The organism is Leifsonia sp. KNZ13-11D, from assembly GCF_056754895.1.
This window is the reverse complement of the sequence record NZ_JBPGWU010000001.1, coordinates 3,155,880-3,178,382: the sequence shown is the minus strand read 5'-3', so window position 1 is coordinate 3,178,382 and position 22,503 is coordinate 3,155,880. Positions and strand designations below refer to the sequence as shown.

The 22,503-nt window shown below is 70.4% G+C and carries 20 protein-coding genes; 10 read left to right on the top strand and 10 right to left on the bottom strand.

Going from position 1 to position 22,503, the window contains the following annotated elements:
* Positions 1 to 21 precede the first annotated feature (21 nt).
* Complete coding sequence (locus ACR9Y5_RS15545; protein WP_481298789.1) at positions 22 to 597, top strand: hypothetical protein; 576 nt, start codon at positions 22 to 24, stop codon at positions 595 to 597.
* 34 nt (positions 598 to 631) lie between these two features.
* Here the strand turns inward: ACR9Y5_RS15545 and ACR9Y5_RS15540 are convergent, their stop codons facing one another.
* Both ACR9Y5_RS15540 and ACR9Y5_RS15535 read right to left on the bottom strand, forming a co-directional pair.
* Positions 632 to 2,359 (bottom strand): cation:proton antiporter, encoded by a 1,728-nt coding sequence (locus ACR9Y5_RS15540; RefSeq protein ID WP_481298788.1) that lies wholly within the window; start codon positions 2,357 to 2,359, stop codon positions 632 to 634.
* Between the two features lie 67 nt (positions 2,360 to 2,426).
* Positions 2,427 to 3,008, bottom strand: coding sequence for a TetR/AcrR family transcriptional regulator (locus ACR9Y5_RS15535; protein ID WP_481298787.1), 582 nt, complete (start codon positions 3,006 to 3,008; stop codon positions 2,427 to 2,429).
* A 167-nt stretch (positions 3,009 to 3,175) separates the two neighbouring features.
* Between ACR9Y5_RS15535 and ACR9Y5_RS15530 the strand changes: the two genes are divergently transcribed.
* On the top strand, positions 3,176 to 4,750 hold the full coding sequence (locus ACR9Y5_RS15530) for an MFS transporter (RefSeq protein ID WP_481298786.1): 1,575 nt from the start codon (positions 3,176 to 3,178) through the stop codon (positions 4,748 to 4,750).
* Positions 4,751 to 4,820: 70 nt separating this feature from the next.
* Here the strand turns inward: ACR9Y5_RS15530 and ACR9Y5_RS15525 are convergent, their stop codons facing one another.
* Together ACR9Y5_RS15525 and ACR9Y5_RS15520 are read right to left on the bottom strand one after the other, a co-directional pair.
* Positions 4,821 to 5,363 (bottom strand): GIY-YIG nuclease family protein, encoded by a 543-nt coding sequence (locus ACR9Y5_RS15525; RefSeq protein ID WP_481298785.1) that lies wholly within the window; start codon positions 5,361 to 5,363, stop codon positions 4,821 to 4,823.
* A gap of 31 nt (positions 5,364 to 5,394) precedes the next feature.
* Complete coding sequence (locus ACR9Y5_RS15520; protein WP_481298784.1) at positions 5,395 to 6,402, bottom strand: class I mannose-6-phosphate isomerase; 1,008 nt, start codon at positions 6,400 to 6,402, stop codon at positions 5,395 to 5,397.
* 242 nt (positions 6,403 to 6,644) lie between these two features.
* Between ACR9Y5_RS15520 and ACR9Y5_RS15515 the strand changes: the two genes are divergently transcribed.
* Both ACR9Y5_RS15515 and nagA read left to right on the top strand, forming a co-directional pair.
* Entirely contained in the window at positions 6,645 to 7,811 is a 1,167-nt protein-coding gene (locus ACR9Y5_RS15515) for an ROK family protein (RefSeq protein WP_481298783.1), read from the top strand.
* Positions 7,812 to 7,813: 2 nt separating this feature from the next.
* Complete coding sequence (gene nagA / locus ACR9Y5_RS15510) at positions 7,814 to 9,010, top strand: N-acetylglucosamine-6-phosphate deacetylase (RefSeq protein WP_481298782.1); 1,197 nt, start codon at positions 7,814 to 7,816, stop codon at positions 9,008 to 9,010.
* On the opposite strand, the gene ACR9Y5_RS15505 is transcribed toward nagA, so the two are convergent.
* From ACR9Y5_RS15505 to ACR9Y5_RS15485, 5 genes are all read right to left on the bottom strand, one after another.
* Positions 8,989 to 10,245 carry an MFS transporter gene (locus tag ACR9Y5_RS15505; RefSeq protein WP_481298781.1) on the bottom strand — a complete coding sequence of 419 codons (1,257 nt, stop codon included), beginning with the start codon at positions 10,243 to 10,245 and terminating at the stop codon, positions 8,989 to 8,991. The genes nagA and ACR9Y5_RS15505 overlap by 22 nt on opposite strands.
* 5 nt (positions 10,246 to 10,250) lie before the next feature.
* Complete coding sequence (locus ACR9Y5_RS15500) at positions 10,251 to 11,123, bottom strand: carbohydrate ABC transporter permease (protein WP_481298780.1); 873 nt, start codon at positions 11,121 to 11,123, stop codon at positions 10,251 to 10,253.
* The gene (locus tag ACR9Y5_RS15495; RefSeq protein WP_481298779.1) at positions 11,120 to 12,115 is read right to left on the bottom strand and encodes a carbohydrate ABC transporter permease; all 996 of its coding nucleotides are present in this window, start codon (positions 12,113 to 12,115) and stop codon (positions 11,120 to 11,122) included. Before ACR9Y5_RS15495 ends, ACR9Y5_RS15500 begins: the two co-directional genes overlap by 4 nt.
* Positions 12,116 to 12,121: 6 nt before the next feature.
* A complete protein-coding gene (locus ACR9Y5_RS15490) occupies positions 12,122 to 13,420 on the bottom strand; it encodes an extracellular solute-binding protein (protein ID WP_481298778.1) in 1,299 nt (432 codons plus the stop codon).
* A gap of 140 nt (positions 13,421 to 13,560) precedes the next feature.
* Complete coding sequence (locus ACR9Y5_RS15485; protein WP_481298777.1) at positions 13,561 to 14,709, bottom strand: ROK family protein; 1,149 nt, start codon at positions 14,707 to 14,709, stop codon at positions 13,561 to 13,563.
* A gap of 313 nt (positions 14,710 to 15,022) precedes the next feature.
* On the opposite strand from ACR9Y5_RS15485, the gene ACR9Y5_RS15480 reads away from it, so the two are divergent.
* The 4 genes from ACR9Y5_RS15480 (at position 15,023) to ACR9Y5_RS15465 (ending at position 18,627) form a co-directional block, all read left to right on the top strand.
* Positions 15,023 to 16,153, top strand: a complete 1,131-nt coding sequence (locus tag ACR9Y5_RS15480) for a Gfo/Idh/MocA family protein (protein ID WP_481298776.1) — start codon at positions 15,023 to 15,025, stop codon at positions 16,151 to 16,153.
* 41 nt (positions 16,154 to 16,194) lie between these two features.
* Positions 16,195 to 17,247 carry a Gfo/Idh/MocA family protein gene (locus ACR9Y5_RS15475; protein WP_481298775.1) on the top strand — a complete coding sequence of 351 codons (1,053 nt, stop codon included), beginning with the start codon at positions 16,195 to 16,197 and terminating at the stop codon, positions 17,245 to 17,247.
* A 67-nt stretch (positions 17,248 to 17,314) separates the two neighbouring features.
* Positions 17,315 to 17,941: a YoaK family protein gene (locus ACR9Y5_RS15470; RefSeq protein ID WP_481298774.1), complete on the top strand. Its 627-nt coding sequence runs from the start codon at positions 17,315 to 17,317 to the stop codon at positions 17,939 to 17,941.
* Between the two features lie 80 nt (positions 17,942 to 18,021).
* Positions 18,022 to 18,627: a YdcF family protein gene (locus tag ACR9Y5_RS15465; protein ID WP_481298773.1), complete on the top strand. Its 606-nt coding sequence runs from the start codon at positions 18,022 to 18,024 to the stop codon at positions 18,625 to 18,627.
* Positions 18,628 to 18,686: 59 nt separating this feature from the next.
* Here ACR9Y5_RS15465 and ACR9Y5_RS15460 read toward each other — a convergent pair whose 3' ends face one another.
* Complete coding sequence (locus ACR9Y5_RS15460) at positions 18,687 to 19,511, bottom strand: ArsR/SmtB family transcription factor (protein WP_481298772.1); 825 nt, start codon at positions 19,509 to 19,511, stop codon at positions 18,687 to 18,689.
* Positions 19,512 to 19,937: 426 nt separating this feature from the next.
* On the opposite strand from ACR9Y5_RS15460, the gene ACR9Y5_RS15455 reads away from it, so the two are divergent.
* Positions 19,938 to 21,380: a glycoside hydrolase family 5 protein gene (locus tag ACR9Y5_RS15455; RefSeq protein WP_481298771.1), complete on the top strand. Its 1,443-nt coding sequence runs from the start codon at positions 19,938 to 19,940 to the stop codon at positions 21,378 to 21,380.
* Positions 21,381 to 21,384: 4 nt separating this feature from the next.
* A complete protein-coding gene (locus ACR9Y5_RS15450; protein ID WP_481298770.1) occupies positions 21,385 to 22,488 on the top strand; it encodes a zinc-binding dehydrogenase in 1,104 nt (367 codons plus the stop codon).
* Positions 22,489 to 22,503 lie beyond the last annotated feature (15 nt).

The window sequence follows — 22,503 nt, the reverse complement described above, 5'->3', positions numbered from 1 at the left end:
AGTACGGAAGGTGGTGGCGTCATGTCCACGACGGCGATCGAGGCCCGGGCCGACACGGGCGACGGCGGGGACGAGCGGCTCGGGAGACGTCGCAGCACGCCGCTGCGCCGGGTGGCGTCGGAACTGCTCGCCCGGTGCACCGGTGAGCAGGCGGTCTACGGCACGATCCTCGTGGCCGGACTCGTCCTGATCGAGGGCGCCTATGTCGAGACTCCGGATGCTCTCGCCGTGGCGGTCCTGAAAGGTATGGCTGTGGTGTGGGCGGCGCATGTGTTCGCCGCGACGGTCGCACACACCGGGAGCACGCCATCCAAGGAGCGGTTCGGTGCGGCGCTGGCGCACGCGCTTCTCGCGTCGGTCGGCCTCCTCGTCGCGAGCGTCCCGCCTCTGGTCCTCCTGTGGTCGGGCGGACTCGAGCTCATGGACCCGGTGTCATCCGTCCTCGCGGCTCTGGGCTGGGCCGCCGTGGCGCTCGCGGCACTCGGCTACGTGGCGATGACGCGAGCGGGCGTCTCGCTGTGGCGCCGCGCCGGCGGAGCCGCTCTGACCGCGGTGGTCGGTCTCGGCCTCGTCGCGCTCAAGGTCCTCGTGCACTGATGCGCAGGCGAACCGAGCCGGTCCGCCCCGCGCTTCAGCGCGCGCGCGACCGCAGGCGGGTCTCCTCCAGGTCGAGGAGCGACTGCGCTTCGGTGAGGACGCGCGACGGATACGACCCGCGCGCCCGCTCGAGCAGCAGCCGGGTGCGTTCCGCGTCGACCACGGCGAGTCGCAGAGTGCGGTACACGTGGTGGGGCCGGTCCTCGTGCGGTCCGTCGATCGCGAGCGTGCGCTCCCACGCCGATTCGGCCCGGAGGTAGGAGGACTGGCGCACCCGTTCGACCACTTCGGGGTCGACCCTCGTCGTGGTCCCCGCCGCCGTCTCCGGGTCGTCCAGCACGGCCAGCCCGGCCTCGCTGAGGTCGTCGAGCAGCTGGGCGAGCAGGCGCCGGTCTGCCCCCGCATCCGCCCCCTGCAGGCCGAGTGCCCGGATGAGGAGCGGGAGCGTGCCGCCCTGCAGCACCAGGCTGACGAACGCGACGGTGAACGCGATGAGGATCAGCTGGGGGCGGTACGGGATGCTCGTGGGCAGCGACTGCGCCGCCGCCAGGGTGACGACCCCGCGCATCCCGGCCCAGCCGAGCACGACGCCGCCCTTCCAGTCGATCGCCTCCTGGCGGTACTCCTCCAGGTCGCTGCGGTGGCGTTCGTAGCGCTGCTCCGCCCGCTGCTTCCGGAGCGCCTGCCAGCGGTAGCGCACCGGATGGTCGCGGAAGTAGCTGATCATCAGCCATTCGCGCAGCACCGAGCGCTCGGCGCGCTTGCCCCGTCTTCGCAGGTACAGGATGAGTGGGACGATCAGCACGAACCGGATCACGATCAGGGACACCACGGCGATGAGGCCGAGTCCGATCGCATCCCAGACGCTGAGGACCTCGGGGTTCTCCACGTCGGCCACGAGCGTCCGCAGCTCGAGGCCGATCAGCAGGAACACGCCGTTCTCGAGCAGGAACTGGATGGTCCGCCAGTTGATCGCGTCGCTGATGCGCGCCTGCGCACTGAACTGCCGCGGGGCGGCATGGCCGGTGTACAGGCCGGTGATCACGACGGCCAGGACGCCCGAGCCGTGCAGCGCCTCCGTCGGCGCGAAGGCGGCGAACGGCACGACCACCGAGAGGGCGGTGTCGAGCACCGGGTCCGTCAGCTTCGACCGCACCCACACCGAGACGAACCCCACGACGAGGCCGACCACGACGGCGATCACGACCGCGGAGATGAAGTCCACGACGCCGGCCCACGGCGTGGTCAGCGTGCCGAGCGCCGCCGCGAGGGCGGTGCGCAGCAGCACCAGCGCGGTGGCGTCGTTGACCAGCCCTTCGCCCTCGAGCACGGTGAGCAGGCGCGGGGGCAGTCCGAGCTTGCGCCCGATCGAGGTGGCGGCGACGGCATCCGGCGGGCTGATGATCGCGCCGAGGGCGATCGCCGCCGCGAGGCTCAGGTCCGGCAGCATCGTGAACAGGACGAACCCGGAAGCGAACGCCGTGATGACGACCAGTACGACGGAGAGCCCGGCGATCGGGGCGAGATTCCGGCGGAAGTCCGTGAGCGGGACGCTGATCGCGGCGGCGTAGAGGATGGGCGGGAGCAGTCCGTCGAGGATGATCTCCGGCGGGACGCTGATCTCCGGCACGCCCGGAAGGAACGAGAGGGCCACGCCGACGACGACGAGCACGATGGGGGCCGCGACCCCGAGGCGCCGGGCGAAAGCGGCCATGCCGACGATGACCGCCACAGCGATCACCGCATAGACGCCCAGCTCCATCTACTCAGCGTACGGGGACGACGCGCGCGTCGGTCCGGCGAATTCGCGCCGGAAATGGGGGATGTGGTCAGCGATCGTCCGCGGGCCGGGTGCGCAGGCCGTCGACGGCCATCGAGATCACGCGGTCGCGCTGGGCGTCGTCCTCGAACGCCACCCCGGCGATGCCGGAGACCATGCGGATGACGTCGCCGATGGTCGCGTCGCGACGGAGTTCGCCGGCCGCTTGGGCGCGCTTCACGAGGGGTTCGCCCGCGTCGTAGAGCGAGGTGCGGCAGCTCAGCAGGACGGGGGAGTCCTTGTTGAGCCCCTCGACCAGCGCGTGCTTCGTGCCGACATAGGCGACGAAGCGCCGCAGCCATGCCTCGACCGCCTCCCACGGCTCCAGGCCGGAGGCGTCGTCCGCGGCACGGACGACGGCGGCCACCTCGTCGATGTAGACGGCCTCGACCAGTGCGTCGCGCGTGGGGAAGTTGCGGTAGAGGGTGCCGATACCGACCCCGGCGCGGCGGGCGATGTCTTCGAGCGGCGCCCCCGCCCCCTGCTCGGCGAACGCCTCTCGTGCCGCGGCGAGGAGTGCGTCGAAGTTGCGACGCGCGTCGGCCCGCTGAGGGCGCACGACGCCGAGTTCAGGGGTCTGGGTGCCGGTCACGGGGTCGATCCTCTCAGGTGTCGGCAATGGAGGTCGCCGAAGGGGCTTGCGAAGCGGAGGCATCCTCCGGTAATGTCTTCTCCGTAACCGGAGGAACCCTCCGAACGGAGCCGCCCTCCAATTGTAGCCCTTTCCGGGCATCTTCTCGAGAAACGGAAACCCCCGACATGTCTCGATCCCACCCCGGCCTCACCTTCGCCATCCTGGCGCTCAGCGTCGGCTCGTTCGCCACGCTCCAATCGCTCGTCGTCCCCGTCCTCCCCGTCATCCAGTCCGATCTGCACACCACGACCGCGGGTGTGACCTGGACCATGACCGCCTGGCTCATCGCCGCGGCCGTCGCCACACCGCTGCTCGGGCGGGTGGGCGACCTCGTCGGCAAGCGACGCATCCTCGTCCTCGCCCTCCTCGCCGTGGGCGTCGGGAGCGTAGTCGCCGCCGTGGCGCCCACCATCGGCGGCGTCATCGCCGGCCGCGTCATCCAGGGCCTGGGCGGGGCGATGTTCCCTCTCGCCTTCGGCATCATCCGCGACGAGTTCCCGGCGCGGCGACTTCCGTCCGCCATCGGCGCCATCGCCTCGATCATCGCCATCGGCAGCGGACTCGGCACCGTGCTCGCGGGACCGCTCGCCGCGGCGCTCAGCTGGCGCGGGCTGTTCCTGCTCCCGGTCGCCCTCACCGGCGCCGCCGCCGTGCTCGCACTGCTCTTCATCCCGGAGTCGCCGACGCGCGCGACCGGACGCGTCAACCCGTGGGCGGCCGTGCTCCTGTCCGGCTGGCTGATCGCCCTCTTGCTCCCGCTGAGCACGGGCGCCCAGTGGGGATGGTCGTCGCCGGCCGTCGTCGGCCTCTTCGTCGCCGCCGCGCTGCTGCTCGCCGCGTGGGTGATCGTCGAGCTCCGCTCCCGCAACCCGCTGGTGGACATGCGCCTCATGCGGGAGCCGGGTGTGTGGTCCATGAACGCGGCCGCCGTCTTCATCGGAGCCTCGATGTTCGCGGTCTTCGCCTTCTTCCCCCGCTTCGTGCAGACGCCCGCCTCCACCGGGTACGGGCTCGGCGCATCCGTCGCCGGATCCGGGATGCTCATGCTCCCCATGCTCGTGACGATGGCCGTGACCGGGTTCCTCAGCGGACCGCTGGCCCGCTGGGTCGGCTTCCGCGCCCAGATCGTGCTGTCCGCGACCGTCATGGGAGCTGCCAGCCTGTCGCTGGCATTCCTCCACGGCTCGCTCGTGTCGGTCGCCGCCGCATCCGGTGTCTTCGGCATCGGCCTCGGGCTCATCTACGCCGCCATCACCAGTGTCGTGGTGCAGAGCGTGCCGCCCACCCAGACCGGCATCGCCAGCGGCATGAACGCCAACCTGCGCACCGTGGGCTCCGCCGTCGGTGCGGCAGTCATGACGGCGCTGGTGACCGGTGCTATCGCGCCGGACGGCCTGCCCGCCGAGAGCGGCTACACCGAAGGGTTCGCCACCGCCGGTGCGCTCGCGCTCGCCGCGGGTGCGGTGACCGTGGTCGCCGCAGGGATCATGCGGGCATCGCGCGCCCGGTCGGCCAGCCTCCAGGCCGACGCGCCTGTCGGAGTCGCCGCCGCCGCGGACGTGGAGGCCGCCGGCGAGCTCTCCCTGCTCCCGGAGGGGGCGATCCGCGAGGCCGCCGAGATGGCCCGTCTCGCCGCCAAGGTGGAGGGCGACGGCGACCCCCACCGCCTCCGTCCCGCGGAGACCCTCGAAGTCGCCTGACCCCGGCTGCCCAGGTCGGCGGGCGTGGGCCGACCCAAGGGTCGGCCTTCGGCCGCCGTCGGCCGGCGCGTCAGGCGTGGAGGGCTGCCGCCTCGCTCCGCCAGCGGGCGAGGAGCATCCACGGGTCCGGCGCGCCGGCCGCCACGCGGCCGACGTGGTCGAGCAGTGCCGCGTCGGTCTCGAACCACTCCGTGCCCGGGATGCGAAGGTGCGCGAACTGCTCGTGCCGCCGATGCTCGAGCAGACGGTCGCCCCGCTCGAAGGCGAGCACCTCGTCGTGGGGGAGCGCGGCGAACCGCTGCGCCGGATTGGCCGTCGTCCCGATCTTGATGCGGTCGCGGAAGCGCAGGTAGTAGACGACATCCACCCGCGCCGTCGTCGCGTCCTCGGGCGGCGGTTCGCCCAGCCGCCACTCGCAGACCGCACAGAGCCAGCCGGACGGATAGCGGACCCCCAGCCGCGAACCGCAGAACGCGCAGGGCGACGGCAGCACATCGGTCACCCCGAACTCCGCGTCCACCTGATCGTGCGCCTCCAGCAGGTGCGTCAGGCAGAGCCGGAGGGACGAGCCCGGATGCGCGGGCCGCTCGCACAGCGCGCAGACGGTCTCCATGGGGCGAGGCTAGCCGCAGCCTCCGACAGGGTCAGCGCGGCGGCCGGCAGCGGATCACGTGGAGGTCGCCGGTGAGCCCGATGGGCCCGTCCGCGTGCGCGGTGAGGACGGTCGACCCTCTCCGGACGCGAAGCGGCTCGGCGCTTGCGCGCCCGTCGGCCGGCTGCAGCGTCCCCGCGCCGTCGAGGACCACGACGACCGAGAAGGACGGCTCCAGCTCGCGCGATCCCGTCACCCGGATCCGCTCGGCGGAGAAGAAGGGGTCGGCGTCGGCCGGGAACAGCGTCTCCGCGCCTCGACCCTGGCGCAGCGCCGAGATGCGCTCGTCCGGTGTGGCCTCCCGGACCAGCCCGTCGATCGCGGTCTCGAGGTCGAGGCCCAGCAGCGCCTCCCGCTCGGACAGCATCCGCCGCTCCAGCAGCACGGAGAGGTCCGTCGGCTGCTGCAGCTCGACGAGGGTCACTCCCGGGCCGATCGCGTGCGCGAGCCCGGCCGGAACCAGCAGCGTGTCGCCCGCCGCCAGCGGGACGGTGTTCATCGCGGAGAGCATCGCGTCCGCATCCTGGCCGCTCCACCAGTTCCGCACCTCGTCGGGCGTCACCCCGCGGCGGAAACCGAGCGCCGTGTAGGCGCCGGGAGCCGCCTCGATCACGGCCCAGGCCTCCGTCTTGCCCAGCGCGCTGCCCAGGTGGCGCGCCGCGAACGCGTCGTCCGGGTGGTAGTGGACGAACAGCCGTTCGGCGGTGTCGAGGAGCTTGACCAGCAGCATGGTGCGGGCGCCGAAGCGCGCGAGGTGGTCCTCCCCGAGGAAGCGGATCGGATCGTCGGCGACCGCATCCCGCAGCGTCCGGCCGTCCGGAAGGACCGTCAGCCCGATCCCGCCCCCCGCGAACACCTCGGTGGTCGACGCGACGAAGTCCTCGGGAGTGAACGGGCTGGGCTGCGGTGTCCCGCGGAACCGCGCGATCCCCGCACCCCCGCGGTACGGCCGGTCGAGGGGCTGGTTGGGTCCGAGCAGCAACGGCGTGGCAGTGGTCACGAAAGATGACACTAGTCGGCGCCCGTCGCCGCCACGACGGGAATAACCCTCACCCTGAATCGAAATGAGGGCGCTGACGACGAAAGCGCGCGGCAGGATGGGGTATGCGCCCGAAAAAAGTCTCGCCCGAGGCCTTGCGGACCGGCGGGGAGGGGGCGCTATTCTTCTCAGAACGAATAAAGTTCAGCCTGAGAGGAAATATGGATTCCCCCACCGCCGTTCGACGCTCGAACCGGAGCAGCGTGCTCGATCAACTGCTCACGGGCCGCGAGACCGACCGGCAGGAGATCGTGGCGGCCACCGGCCTCAGTCAGGCGACCGTCTTCCGCGTCGTCAGCGAGCTGCTCGACTCCCGGATCGTGGTGGAGGGTCCGACGATCACCCGGGCGGGGCGTGGCCGCAACGCGGGAAGCGTCCGCTTCAACGACTCCATCGCACTGGTGTGCGGTATCGACCTCGGCGGCACCAACTGCCGGCTGGTGCTCTCGGATGCGCTCGGCCGTACGATCATGCGGCAGCGCTTCCCCACGTTGCACGATGTGGATGCGCAGAGCTTCGGAATCTGGCTCGGCGACCGCGTGAACGAGCTCGTCGCCGAACATGGCGACGGGATCCCCCTCGGCGCCGTGACCGTCGGGCTGGCAGCCGCCGTCTCCGGAGACAAGAGCCGGGTGGTAGGTGCGGTGAATCTCCCGCAGATCCGCGAGCCGGGCTTCCTGGTCGCCCTGCGAGCGGAAGTCGACGCGCCCGTCGAGATCGACAACGACTCCAACCTCGCTCTGCTCGGCGAGCTGCGCTACGGCGCGGTCGACCCGACCCAGACCACCGTCCTCCTCATCCTCGGCACGGGCCTCAGCGGCGCCGTGTCCATGCGCGGCGAGGTGCTCTCCGGCGCGCAGGGGCTGCTCGGGGAATTCGGCCGGCTCCCGCTGCAGGGAAGCGACCTGCGCATGCGCGACCTCCTCTCGGGCGCCGGGCTCGCCGCCCACGCCCGCACCCTCGGCTACAGTCTCGACTCGACCGCAGACGTGTTCGCCCGGCCGGACCTCTACGGCGGCCTGGTCTCGCAGGCGCAGGAAGCCTTCGAGCACCTCATCGGGGTGGTCGCCCTCGCCTACGAGCCGGCGACCATCCTGGTCGCCGGCGGTTTCTCCGAGTCCTTCGGTGTCGACAGCTTCCGTCGCGTGCAGGAGCGGCTGCACCAGCGCGTGGGGGTGGCCAGCGGCATCGAGCGTTCACGGCTCGGTGGCGACGCCGGGCTCCTGGGCGCGATGGGGCACGCGCTCAGCAGCCTCTACGTCGGCCTCGGCGCCTCGCCGTCGCCGTTGTCACCGGTGGGAGCGGCGCGAGACGAGATCCTCGACGCCTTCCGCCGCCACACCCCCGAACCCCTCATCGCAGGAGTCTGATCATGACCGTCCGGGTCCTCACAAACGGCCGGCTGGTGCTGTCCGACCGCATCGTCGACAACGGGTGGATCGCCGTGCAGGGAGACCGGATCGTGGGCCTCGGCCCTGGCGAGCCGCCTGTCTTCCCCAGCGGCGGCGATCCGGTCGACTACGTGGACGTCGAGCGCCAATGGGTGCTCCCCGGCTACATCGACGTGCACTGCCACGGCGGGGGCGGCAGCGCGCTCTACACCGGCGACGTCCACGACGTTCGCCGTGCCGCGGCCGCCCACCTTGCCCGCGGCACGACGAGCATCCTCGCCACCATCGGGACCACCGCACCGGAGACCATGCTCGCCGCGGCTCACGCGATCGCCCAGGCCATCGATGACGGAACCGCGCCCAATATCCGGGGCATCCACTTCGAGGGTCCGTTCCTGTCGCCGCACCGCCGCGGGGCGCAGACGGCCGCCGCCCTCCGGCAGCCGGACGAGGCCCTGTTCCGCGCACTCATCGATGCGGCGGGCGGGCATGCGCTGGCCATGACCATCGCCCCCGAGCTCGACGGTGCGCTGGAGCTGATCCGCCGCCACGCCGACGAACTCGTCTTCTGCATCGGCCACACCGATGCGAGCGCCGTCGTCTTCGAGGCGGCGGTGGATGCGGGGGCGCGGCACGTCACCCACCTCTTCAACGCCATGCCCGCCCTGTCGCACCGAGCGCCCGGTCCGGTGGCGCGCGCCCTGTTGGACAAGCGGGTGACGGTCGAGCTGATCGCCGACGGCCACCACCTGGCGCCGGATGCCGTACGGCTGACCCTGGAGTCGGCGGGGAGCGAGCGGGTCGTGCTCGTCACCGACGCGATGGCCGCCGCAGGGCTCGCCGACGGCCGGTACGCATTCGTCGACCGGACGGTCGACGTCCGCGCGGGAGCCGCGTACCTGCACGAGACCGACACGCTCGCCGGCTCGACGGCGTTCATCGTCGACGCCGCCGAGCGGGCGGGAAGCTGGGGGGCGCTCTCTCCGCTGCAGATGGCGAACGTCTCGGCGGCCAACGCGGCGCGGATGCTCGGGTGGCGCGACCGGGGCGTCATCCAGACCGGCGCGGTCGCGGATATCATCGTGAGTCCCGACGGCATCCACCCCTCGGCAGTCGCGGTGAGCGGCCGCTGGCGCCCCGCTGAGACTTCGCCTCGTTACGAACTCGCCGTCGCCTGATCGTCGGCACGGCGATCACTTCGCCGCCGGACGGGAACGGGCGGCCTCACCACGCCCGCGATCGCACCGGCGGCGATGACGAAGAGGAGCGGGGCGACGAGCGCGGGCAGCAATCCCAGCCGGTCCCCGGTCAACCCGAGCAGGGGAGGCCCCGCGAGCGAGGCCGCGTAGCCGATCGTGGCCACGACCCCGATGTTCCGGGCCGCGGTGCGCGCATCGTCACCGGCGGCCGACATCCCGATCGGGAAGCCCAGCGCTGAGCCGAGCCCCCACAGCACCGCGCCGACGACCGCGAGCCCGGGAGAGGGTGCGCAGACGAACAGTGCGATACCCGCGGCCGCGAGTCCGGCGGTGAAGCGCATGACCGGCGCCCGGCCCCAGCGAGCGAGCACGGCGGTTCCCACGAGCCGGGTGGTCGTCGTGGACGCGACGAACACCCAGAAGGTGATCGCCGCCAGCGTCGTCGTCGCGTGGCGGCCAGAGACCATCGCCAGCGCGATCCAGTCGTTCGCGGCGCCGTTCGCGAACGACATGCCGAGGACCAGGACGCCGATGAGAAGGGTGCGCCGATCCCGCCAGCCGCTGCGGGCGGCGGTCGCCGCCCCATCCCCGGGGAGGACGGGCGCGATGTCCGCGTGCGGCCGGAGGGCGCTCGCCGGCTCCGGAACACCGCGGACCACCCAGGCCGCGACAGCCACAGAGAAGATTCCCTCCGCCAGAAGGTGCCCGGGCACCGGGAAGCGCGCGGCTGCTGCTGCGGCGCCGAGCCCGGCGCCGATCACCCCGCCGATGCTGAACATCGCGTGGAACCAGGGCAGCACCGGCCGCGCCCGCGCCCGCTCGATCGCCACCGCATCCACATTCATCGCGACGTTGCAGACGCCGGTGCCGAACCCGAGCACCGCGAGCCCGATGGCGACCACCGCCTGAGACCCGGTCGCTACGCCGAGGGCCGTGGCGGCGCTGCCGGCGGCCGCCGTCGCCAGCGCGGCGAGCATGGCCGTCCGGGGTACGATCCGCCCGGCGACCTGCCCGGCGACGGTGAAGCCGGTGACCGACCCGATGGACAGGCCGAGCGAGAGCAGGCCCATCGCCAAGATCGACAGGTGGAGATCGGAGTGCACCTCCGGGATCCGGGAGAGCCAGGTCGAGACGCCCATCCCGGAGACGGCGAAGACGGCGCAGACCGCCAGGTGCCACCGCCGGAGGTCGCTTGCGCGCGCTCCGGCCTCCACGGGCGTCAGCCCTTCACGGCGCCCGCGGACATCCCGGACACCAGGTTGCGCTGCACGATCATGAAGAAGATGACGACCGGCAGTGCGAACAGGACGGAGGCGGCGATGAGGCCGCCGTAGTCGGTGCCCTCGTTCGTGCTGAACGAGACCAGCCAGACCGGAAGCGTGTACTTGGCCTGGTCTTTGAGCATCACGTAAGCAGTGATGTAGTCGTTCCACGCGTTGATGAAGGCGAAGACGCTGGTGGAGATCAGCCCGGGCAGCACCAGGGGGAAGTAGATGCTCCACAGGATCCGGGTCGTGCCCGCGCCGTCGATCTTCGCCGCCTCCTCGAGCTCGATCGGGAGGTTGAGGAAGAAGCCGCGCAGCACCCAGATGCTGAACGGGAGCACGCTCGCGATGTACGCCAGCCCCAGTCCCCAGTAGCTGTTCAGCAGGCCCAGACTCTTGAACGAGAGGAAGAGGGGGATCAGCAGCGCGCCTCCCGGGATCATCTGCACGACCAGGATGCTCACGAGGATGGCGCGGCGGCCGAGGAACCGGAAACGGGACACCGCTGCCGCAGCGAGGAACCCGAGGACGATCGAGACGACGACCACGCCGAGCGACACGACCAGGCTGTTCCCGAGCGACGTGAGGAAGCCGGGCTTGGTGAGCGCGTCGAGGTAGTTGACGAGGCTCGGCGGCGACGGCACGAACTGCGGGGTCGTCGTCGTGATCGCGTCCCGCTCCTTGAACGAGGTGTTGAGCATCCAGTAGATCGGGAACGCCCACAGGACGATGCACACGATCGCCAGGGCCAGCGCGACAGGGTGCTTGGGGCGTCGTCGCCCACGACCTGCGGCCGCAGGGACTCTCGTCGCCAGGTTCGCGGTCATTCCATCTCTCCCGTCCGGATGAGTCGTCGGATGTAGAAGGCGGTCAGGATCACCAGCAGGATGGCCGTGATGACGGCGATCGCCGACCCCTGCCCGAACGAGTTCGCGGCGAAGGCCTTCTGGAACGACCAGATGCTGAGCGTGGTGGTGCCGCTGTCGGGGCCGCCCTGGGTGAGGATCCAGAGCTGGTTGAAGGTGTTGAAGTGCCAGATCACCTGGAGGATCGCGACCAGGTACAGCACCGGTCGGAGGAAGGGCAGCGTGATCGAGCGGTAGATCCTCCAGCCGGTCGCGCCGTCGAGCTGGGCGGCCTCGTAGTACTCGGACGGGATCTGCGACTGGCCGGCGTACAGCGTCAGCGCCACGAAGGGGACCGACTGCCACACGATGAGCAGCCAGACGATGAAGAAGGCGTCGCCGGCGTTCCCCGTCCAGCTGTGCGACGTGAAGTCGCCGAACCAGCCCAGCCGCGTGATCACCCAGTTGAAGACGCCGTAGACCGGTTGGAAGAGCCACTGCCAGACGAGCGTCGAGCTCACGGTCGGCAGGGCCCACGCCAGGATGAGCACGAAGTTGAGGACCGTGCGCACGCCCTTTCCCAGGTGGACCATCATCTGGGACATCGCCATGCCGATGATGAGGCAGCCGACGACGAGGGAGAGCGTGAAGATCGCCGTCCGCACCAGCACCGGCCCGAACTGCGCGTCGCTGAAGACGGCCGCGTAGTTGGCGAAACCGATCCACTCGGTATCGCCGGTGAACAGCGCGCGCAGGCCGAAGTCCTGGAAGGAGTTGACCACGAGCCGGACGAGCGGGTATCCGAGCACCACCGCGAGCACCGCGCCGGCCGGAGCCAGCAGGATGAGCGGGGCCCAGCTGCGCGGCCGACGGGCGGCGCGGCCGCGGCGGCCGGGCCTCGGCCAGGGGGTTCCCCCGACCGAGCCCGGCTCGCCGACGGTGGGCCGCGCCTGCGTCGAAGTGTCGACGGTCATCGGCTGCTACTTCGCGTTCAGCGCCGCGTCGAGGTGCTTGTCGAAGTCGGCTGCCGCCTGCGGGACGCTCTTGTTGCCCGAGGCGATCTGCGAGAAGAAGTCCGTCACCGATGCGTCGGACTCGATGGTGGCCCAGCCGGGGGTGGCCGGCGTCGAGATGCTGAGCTTCGCGCCCTGGTAGAAGGCTTTCATCTCATCGGGCAGGGTGCTGGTGACGGTGTCGATCAGCTGGTCGGAGATCGGGATGTGGCCCGAGGCCTCCGAGACCTGCTTCGCCTGGATGTCGGCGCTCGTGATGTACTTCACGAACTGGAGAGCGGCCTTCTGGTTCTGCGCCTTCGCCGCGATGCCGATGTCGGAGCCGCCGAGGAAGTTGGGCATGTTCTTGCCGGGGTCGGCCTTGCTCGGGAAGGGGAAACTGCCGACGTGACCGACCAGGCCGGCGTTCGCCTGCAGGATCGTCTTCAGCGCGTTGCCGTTGCCCATGATCGCGGACGTCTTGCCGGTGGCGAACACGTCGTTGGGATCGGGGGTGGCCATCGGCGCTGTGCGCGAGCCTTCGGTGGAGTAGGCGTTCTGGAAGGCCTTGAAGTCGGAGAGCCCCTGCTGGGACTGCGCCGTCTCGAGCTGGCCCTTCCAGGTGTCGCCGGACTTCTTCGCGAGCGCTCCGCCGGCGTCGTAGAGGAAGGACAGCGCGTTGTACCAGTAGGTGCCGGTGAGGTAGATCGGGCTGAAGTCCGGAGCCTGGTTCTGTGCCCGCACCTTGTCCAGGTCGGCGGTCAGCTCGTCGTAGCTCGTGGGCGCGGCGGTGATGCCCGCCTTCGCCCAGATGTCCTTGTTGTAGATGACCGCCCTCGTGCCGGCGTAGAACGGGGCCGCGTAGAGCTTGCCGTCGACGGTCGCCGGCCCTTCGAGGCCCTTGAGCCAGGTGTTGTCGCCCTCGAGGTCCTTCTTGTCGGAGGTCAGATCGAGCAGCGCACCATTGGCCGCGAACAGCGGGACGTCGGTGTTGCCGATCTCCACCACGTCGGGTGGAGTGTCGGTGGCGAGGGCGGTGGTGAGCTTGGTGTTGATGTTGTCCCACTGCTGCACCTCCACCTTCGCCGTGATTCCGGTCTTCTTCTTGAAGCCGTCGACGATGGCCTTCTGGGAGGCGTCGGTCAGTGTGTCCTGCATGAGCCAGACGGTGAGCGACGTGTCGCCGCCCGAGTTCTGGCCGCCGCCGCTCCCGCCCGAGCAGCCCGAGAGGGCGACGGCGGCGACAGCGGCGGCCACGCCTGCTGCGATGTAGCGGTTTGTCTTCATTGTCACTCCCTGGGGCTTTGAGGTTGTTCAAGAATCTTCTTTAAGACTCTTTCACAAGTCAAGCGCCAAAATCAGACTTCACAGATCCGACACACGCCAGAAACACGACAGCCGGGAGCGGGCCGCCGCGGGAACCCGGGTTACGCGCCGGCGTCCGCCGACATGCGCTCGGCGAACACCGCTTCCCGTGCCATCTCCACGCCGCGGACCACGGCGCCGCGGACGATCGCATCCGCGCCGAGGGCGCCGGCCACGAAGCGCGGGCGGGCACGATCGCCGTCGAGGCGTTCTGCCAGGCCGACGGCGAGCATGTCGAGATGCTGGGCGATACCGCCGCCGACCACGATGAGCTCCGGATCGAAGAAGGCCGTGATCGTGGTGAGCAGACGTCCGAGAACCTCGGTCTGCCGTGCGACGACCCGGCGGGCCGTCTGGTCGCCGCGACGGGCCTGCTCGATCACCTGACCGACGCCGGTCACCGCCGACAGTCCGAGAGCGTGCGCGTGCGCCACCACGTCCGCCCCCATCAGGGCGCTCTCCAGCGTGGCGCCCGCGCTGCCTTCCGGCGACGCGCCGGCAGGGGAGCCGCCCGTCAGCTCCAGTCGCCCGATCTCTCCGGCGGCGCCGTTGGCTCCCCGGTACACCCGGCCGCCTGTCACCAGGGCCGTGCCGACCTCGGTGCCGACATGAAGGTAGACGAAGGGATCGGCGCCGCGCCCGGCGCCGAGTGTGGACTCGCTCAGCGCCGCGAGATCGACCTCCCGTTCGATCGTGACCTGCATCGGGAGCGCGGCCTGCAGTTCGTCGAACAGCTGCGGGCGGCGCCAGGGCGGCGCGGAGGCGGACTGCTGGCCGCTGCCGGAGGCGCCGACGTCCCATGCCGCGACGACGGCGTGCGTGATGGCGGCGTCGGCGACCTGCGCTTGCGCCGTCGCCGACGTCATCAGGCGCTCGACCGCGGTGATCAGCGCTTTGACGCTGCGGGCGGTGTTCTTCGCCTCCGTGCGCACGATGATCGTGCCGAGCAGGTCGGCGATCGCGATGCGCACCCAGTCCTGCCCGAGCTCGATCGCGGCGACCAGCCCCGCGCGCGCGTCCGCCTCGTAGATGAGGGCGGGGCGGCCTGCCTGCTCCTCCGATTGGCCGCGCGTGCGGACCAGCCCGACATCCTCCAGATTCGCGAGGGTGGCGAACACGGTGGGCTGCGAGAGGCCGATGGCGCGGGAGATCTGCGGCCGGCTGGCCGGGCCGTTCCGGTAGAGCCAGTCGAGCACGAAGCGCTGATTCATCGAGCGCAAGAGAGAGGGCGCCACCGCCGGTGACGTCACCCCCTGATCGATCAGACTTCGCACTTCATCACTTCCCATCGGCGCCTCGGATCGGTCAGGAGGCTCGCTCCACGGTACCGTGCCGAGCCTTGACTACTAAAGACTCTTAATGAATAATCCTAAAACATCCCGGGAGCTGTTCGCTGAGAAGAGCGCGCCGGGGCCCGGCCACGACACCGGCGGACCCCGCCCGAGAAGCACACGATTCGCCGGCACCCCTCTGCTCTGCACCGAGTCAGATACTGCCGCATCCCCCAGCGAAAGGCATGCATTCGTGACCGACTCGACAGCACCCCTCCCCGATCGCGCTCCGCTCCGCGTCGGCGTCCTCGGCGCCGGGGGAATCGCGACGATCCCCGAGGGCGTCCTGCCCAACGTCCATCACATCGCCCACAAGGCGACGGTCGTCTCGATCGCCGACCCCGTCCCCGGTCGTGCCGCCGAGGCGGCCGAGCGCTTCGGCATCGCGGAGTCGTATGCGACCCTCGACGAGATGCTCGAGAGCTCCGCGATCGACGCTGTCGTCAACCTCACGCCCATCCCGGTGCACGCCGAGACGACGATGCGCATCATCGAGGCGGGGAAGCACGTGGTCGTCGAGAAGCCCATCGCGACCACGCTCGCCGCGGCGGACGCCATCATCGAGACGGCGGACGCGCGCGGGCTGACGGTGCTGTGCGCCCCGCCCGACATGCTGTACTCGCCCTACGTCGAGGCGCAGCGCATGATCCGGGACGGATCGGTGGGCAAGGTCGCGTTCGCCCGGGTGCGCAGCTCGCACGCCGGCCCGGGCGGCGGCCCGGACGGTTGGCCCTTCGACCCGACGTGGTTCTATCAGGACGGGTCCGGTCCGCTCTTCGACATGGGCGTCTACGGCATCCACGAGATCACCGGACTGCTCGGACCGGCCAAGCGCGTCACCGCCTTCGCCGGCATCACCGAGCAGACCCGGATCGTGCGCGGCGGTCCGTTCGGCGGCCTCGAGATCCCGGTGACGACACCGGACAACTGCCTCTTCATGCTCGACTTCGGCGACTCGACCTTCGCCGTGATCGACGGCACCTTCAACGTCCACGCCTCCCGCAGCCCCAAAGTCGAGGTGTTCGGGCGCGCCGGCGCGATGGCGATCTACCGGCAGGACGGCCCCGACCTGGAGGTGTACCGCACCGAGCTCGCTCCCGGCGTCGACGGCTGGATCGCACCCACGATGTGGCCCGCGATCGCCGACCCGCGCCGGGCGATGCTGCGGCGAGCGCTGCTCGTCGACCACCTCGCGGACGTCGTCCGGGACGGCGCGACGCCCGTGCTCACGGCGGAGCATGCACGCCACGCGCTGGAGATCATGCTCGCCGTCTTCGAGTCCGCGCGCGAAGGTCGCGTCGTGGAGCTCTCGACGACGTTCTAGGCCGCCTGCCCGACCCACAGCTCAGCAGAAAAGAGAAGAACATGTCAGAAACGGTGCGGTTCGGCTTCGTCGGACTCGACCACTGGTACTCGGCGATCCCTCTCGCGAAGGCCGTCGCAGCCGACCCGCGGGCGGAGCTGGTCGCCATCGCCGACCTCAGCATCGACCGTGCGCACGAAGTGGCGGCGCAGAGCGGGGGGCCTCGCGTGACGACCTCGTTCCAGGAGGTCATCGAGGACGACTCGATCGATGTGATCGCCAGCTTCGTGAGCGTCGACCAGAACCCCGAGGTCTGCATCGCCGCTGCAGCGGCCGGCAAGCACATCGTGTCGGTCAAGCCGCTGGCCCGCACCCTGGAGGAGGCCGATCGCATCGTCGCGGCCGTGAACGCGGCCGGTGTCACCTTCACTCCCGGCGAGTCGCGCTCCCGCGCGGCCGACCAGAACCAGCTGCTGAAGCAGTGGGTCTCCTCCGGGCGCATCGGCCGGGTCACCTCCGCTTCGTTCGCCCTCGTCGGCTCGCTGCCGCAGGGCTGGCCGGGTGCAGAGGGCTCCGGCTGGTGGACCGATCCGGAGCGCGCCCCCGGCGGCGGCTGGATCGACCACAGCCTCTACCAGATCGACCGGATGCGCTGGCTGCTCGGCGAGGAGGTGACGCAGGTCAGCGGCCAGGTGGCGAACCTCCTGCACCCCGACCTGGCGGTCGAGGATTACGGGCACGCGATCCTGCGCTTCGAGGGCGGCTCGATCGCCACGGTCGAGGACACGTGGAGCGGTCCCGCCGGCGGCTGGCGCATCACCACGAGCATCATCGGGACGGACGGCGCGATCGCCCTCGACACCTCCACCGGGCTCGTCTCGGTGCTGGAGCCGGGGGGCCCTGTGTCCGGCTGGCACCACTTCACGTCGCCGTCCGACCACACGGTGGGGCTCGACGCCATCATCGCGGCCGCCACCGGCGGGGGCGCGCTGGCGCGTGTCGAGGACGCCTGGGAGAACCTGGCCGCCACCGTCGCGTTCTACGAGGCGGCGGCATCCGGGTCGGTGATCGCCCCGCGGCACCTCCGAGACCGCGTAGGGGTCTCGGCCGGATGACGGCGGGCACCGCATCGGCGCCCGCATCCGCGGTCGCCGGCCCGGGGAGGGCGTCCGCGTCGCCCTGATGCTCGCCCTCACATTCTCGACCGGCATCATCGACGCGACGGGATACCTCGGCCTCGACCGCGTCTTCACCGGCAACATGACCGGCAATGTCGTGATCCTCGGGATGGGGCTGCTCCGTGCCGACGGGCTGCCGGTGGTCGGCCCGCTGGTCGCGCTCGCGGGTTACGTCGTCGGCGCGATGGTGGCCGGCCGCACGCTACGGAGCGCGGATCCCGGCTGGACCGGCCGGACGACGGGCGTCTTCACGGCGGTCGGCATCGTGCTGGCCGCCGTGGCTGCCGCCGTCGTGCCGCTGAGCGGCGCGCACGTCGGTGAGCTTGCCCAGTGGACGATCACGGGTGCTCTGGGGGCCGCGATGGGCGCCCAGGCAGGCGCCGCCCGCCATCTCGCGGTGAAGGACGTCACGACGGTCGTCGTCACGTCGACGCTGACGGGCCTGGCTGCGGACTCGTGGCTCGGGGCGCGCCTCGCGCAGCCGTGGGCGCGTCGAGCGCTCGCCGTCGTGCTGATCGGAGCGGGCGCGCTTCTCGGCGCCGCCTGCGTGCACATCGATCTGGCGATCGGGCCGGCGCTCGCCGCGCTCATCACCCTGGCCGTGGCCGGGTTCGGTCACCGGCGCGCCTGAGAAGGCGCTGCGGGTCGGCGGAGACACACGGCGACGTCCGGGTGCGGATGGCTCGGACTCGCAGGGACGCCGCTTACGCTGTGATCGTGCCGATTCGCCCCCGCGGCTTCATTGTGGCCGCGACTGCCGCAGGGATCGTTCTGGCGTTCGGCGAGCTCGCTCATCGGCGTGCAAGCCTCCGGCGACTGGGCGACAGCGCCGAGTCAGGCGGGACCGAGGTGATCGTCGTTCTCGGTTACAAGAACCGCGGGCGCCGGGCCAACTATCTGAATCGCTACCGTGTGCGGGCCGCGATCCGGTCCATCGATCCCTCGGCACGCGAGAGCCTGCTGGTGTTCTGCGGTGGTCCGGTGGGCGATGTCGTGCCCGAAGCGGACGTGATGGAGGAGTACGCGCGTCGCGTGCTCGGCTATGCGGGGCTTTCGAAGCTCGACCGGACGAGCACGTCCACGTGGGAGAACATCCAGAACGCCATTCCCCTGATGCAGTCGGCCGACGCGATCAAGATCGTCTCCAACTCGCTGCATGCCGAGAAGGGTCGTGCCTATCTGTGGACGTCGAGGCCGGATCTTGCGCGCCGTCTGGTCGCAGGGGCGGACTACCGCCCGGGCGAGCTCATCTTAGTGAAGCCCTTCGCCGCGGTTCTCGGGCTCGCGAATCTTCGCGCCGTGCCTCCCGCTCGCTGAAGCGGGGCGGCGAAACGGGGCGGCGATCGAGGGCGCCGCCCCGCCTCGCGCGGCACGCGTCACGCGACCTCGCGCCAGCGACCGGACTCGATGAAGGTCTTCAGCCAGGACAGCACCATCGGCCAGCCTCGCTCGATGTCGGGCAGCACCACGCTGCCCGGGCGGAAGCCGGAGTGGGTGACGGTGAGGCGGGTCTGATCGCCGCTGGGCGCCAGCTCGTAGGTGACGGTGGAACGCGGTTCGGCCTCCGCAGCCGTCCGGAACGCGTCATCGTACCCGAGCGAGTCCGTGAAGTCCTTCGGGTAGCCCGACCACGAATAGGAGAGCCGGGTGAACGGCTCGTACTCGTGGATGATCATCTTCTCGTCCGAGATCCGGATGCCGCGATCGGGGTGGATGATCGCGAACTGCTCGCCGGGCTCCCACGTCGTCTCGAATTCCATGCCCCAGTACCGGCGGGTGAACGCCCGGTCGGTGAGGGCGCGCCAGACGAGCTCCGCCGGGGCTTCGATGTAAGTGGTGTAGATGAAGTCGGTGCCGGTGTCAGTGCCGGTGCCGGTGTCGGTAGTCATTCTTCTCGTCTCCAATGCGGTCTTCAGTTCAGTGATGGCGTCGATGCGCCGTTGGTCGTACTTGCGGATCCAGCGTTCGGAGATGGCATTGATGGGCTCGACGTTGAGGTGGTGCAGTTTCTCTCTTCCCCGTCGCACGGCGGTGACGAGGTTGGCCTGCTCCAGCACCGCGAGGTGCTTGCTGACCGACTGGCGTGCCATCGACAGGCCTGCGCTCAGCTCGCGCAGGGTCTGACCGTCACGCTGCCTGAGGTCGTCGAGGAGTTGCCGCCGGCTGGGGTCGGCGAGGGCCCTGAATACGTCGTCGTCCATGTCTGCCATCTTCCGAAATATGCAGCCTTTCGGCTGCATGACACACCATATGCAGCCGAATGGCTGCATGTCAAGAGAGGTGGCGAAGCCGAGCAGACGCGTGCACATCGCGCACGCGCAATCGTGGGTGGCACATCGTGGACGGGTGGCGGCTGCCCTCTGGCGCAGCTGTCCGTGAGATGACCCGCGCCGCTTGTCCGCGACACGCCGAGACGCAGCACGCCCGGGTGCGCAGGGTGGCTCTCCGCCCCAGGAGGGCGGCATCGGCCCGAAGGCCTACAGCTACGCGCACGACCTGCGCGCGAGCGGACCGCTCGTTTCGCCGACCTCTTGACACGCCCGAGTTTCGCCTCCTAGCCTAACGGTGCCGAAACTAATCGTAAATTCTACGAAATGTTTCGCGAGTTGGACAGAGAGGTCGACAGGATGAGCGAAGGACGCCCGCCCGCATTCGTACGCACCGAGGGCACCGGATTCCTCGACGGGTGGGGGAGGCCCATCCGCTTCACCGGGGTCTGCGTGGGCGGCTGGCTCAACATGGAGAACTTCATCACCGGCTACGCCGCCAACGAGACGCTCATGCGTACAAAGGTGGCCGAGGCGATCGGGGCCGAGCGCGCCGACCGGTTCTTCGAGCGGCTGCTGAACGCGTTCTACGGGGAGGCGGACGCCGCTTTTCTCGGCTCGCTCGGCATGACGATCATCCGCATCCCGGTGAACTACCGGCACTTCGAGTCCGACGCCGATCCGTTCACCATTCTGCCGACAGCGTTCGACCACCTCGACCGCGCGATCGAGGCGTCGGGCCGTCACGGGATCTACTCGATCATCGACCTGCACGCGCTGCCCGGCAGCCAGAACCACCATTGGCACTCCGACAACTCGACGCACGAGCCGCACCTCTGGCAGCACCCGCACTTCCAGGACCGCGTGGCGAACATCTGGCAGGCCGTTGCCGAGCACTACAAAGACAACACCTGGGTCGCCGGCTACAACCTGATGAACGAGCCGGCGGACGAGTCCAGGAAAGTGGTCGGTCCTCTATATCGCAGGCTGTACGAGGCTGTTCGCGCGATCGACCCCGACCACACGATCTTCCTCGACGGCAACACCTACTCCACAGAGTTCGACATGTTCGACGAGGAGCCATGGCCCAACGTCGTGTACTCGCTCCACGACTACGTCGCAGCCGGCCTCGGCCGGGGCGGCGACTACCCCGGCTACACCGACGGCACGTACATCGACGCCGCCTACGCACGGGAGAAGTTCCTGCAGCGCTCCGAATACGCCCGGCGGACCGGCACGCCGATCATGGTCGGCGAGTTCGCGCCGATCTACACCGGCGACGAGCGGGTGGATGCGATGCGGCGGCAGATCCTCACCGACCAGCTCGAGCTCTACCGCGAATTCGACGTCAGCTGGACGAGCTGGATGTACAAGGACCTCGGCCGGCAGGGGCTGGTGGAGGTATCCGCCGACTCTCCCTACCGGCAGCGCTTCGACGCCTTCGTCGCCAAGAAGAACCGGCTCGCCGCGGACCAGTGGGGAAGCGACCGCCTCGGCGGCGAGGGCGTGCGCCCGGTCAGCGAGGCCGTCCAGGAGCTGATGGCGCGCGAGTTCCCGGACTGGAAGCCGTACCCGTGGGGCCGCTTCGACACCGTCGCGACCGTGCTGAACAACCTCCTCTTCGCACAGCCGCTGGCGGACGACTACGCCGCGCTGTTCCGGGGGCTGAGCGACGACGAGCTGGATGCGCTCGCCGACTCCTTCGCGTTCGAGCACTGCGCCGTACGCGAGAGTCTGCGCGACCAGCTGGTGGCCGGGCAGGACCGCCAGTCCGAGCCGGCCGCGTCCCGCGGGCGGGCCTGACCGCGTGCGCGCCGTCGTCCTGCGCGCCCCCGGTCGCGAACCCGAGGTCGAAGACGTCGAGCTGGCCGCGCCCGGGACGGGCGAACTGCTGGTGCGCATCGAGGCTGCGGGGGTATGCCACAGCGACTACCACTACATGACGGGCGACCTCACGGCGCCGCTTCCGCTCGTGCTCGGACACGAGGGCGCGGGGATCGTGGAGCAGGTCGGCCCAGGCGCGTCTGGCCGCGTCCGGGTCGGCGACCGGGTCGCACTGCTCTGGCGTCCGCGGTGCGGGCAGTGCGCGGCATGCATCGCCGGCAATCCGGTGCTCTGCGAGCGCGGACCTGTCCAGGCGCACTCCGGCGGCCTCCCCGACGGCACCTCGCGGCTGACTCTGGCGGACGGCGGTGAGCTGCACCATCTGATGGGCGTCTCGTGCTTCGCCGAGCGCGTCGTCGTGAACGAGAACGCCACGGTCGTCGTGCCCGACGGCGTGCCTCCCGAGGTGGCCGCGATCTCCGCCTGCGCGGTGATCACCGGGGTCGGGGCCGTGTTCCATGAGGTTCGCGAGGCCGCGGGGCGGCCGCTGCTGGTGGTCGGAGCGGGCGGCGTCGGCCTTTCGAGCATCATGGGCGCAGCACTCGTGGGCGCGCATCCGGTGATCGCCGTGGACGTCGACCAGGCCAAGCTCGACCTGGCCCGCGAGCTCGGGGCAACCCACACCATCGACGCCCGGCACGAGGATCTGGTGGAGCGCGTGCTCGCACTGACCGCGGGCGAAGGCGTCCCCTGGGCGATCGAGGCGATCGGCCGGGCGGCGACGCTGGAGCAGGCGCTCGCCTGCGTGGCTCCAGCCGGCACCCTCGTTGCGGTCGGGCTCGGCGCCGCGGGCTCCGGGTTCTCTGTGCCTCTGAACCAGCTGGTCCAGCGGCAGAAGCGGGTGGTCGGCTCGCTGTACGGGTCGAGCAATCCGCAGCTCGACCTCCCGCGCATCTTCTCGCTGTACCTCGCCGGGAGGCTGCCCATAGACCGCCTCATCGGCGACCGCTTCCCGCTGGCCGACGTCGGGGAGGCGTATCGTCACCTCACCGGCGGTGCGGCCGGACGCGGCATACTCGTGCCTTGAGCACACGACGACGAA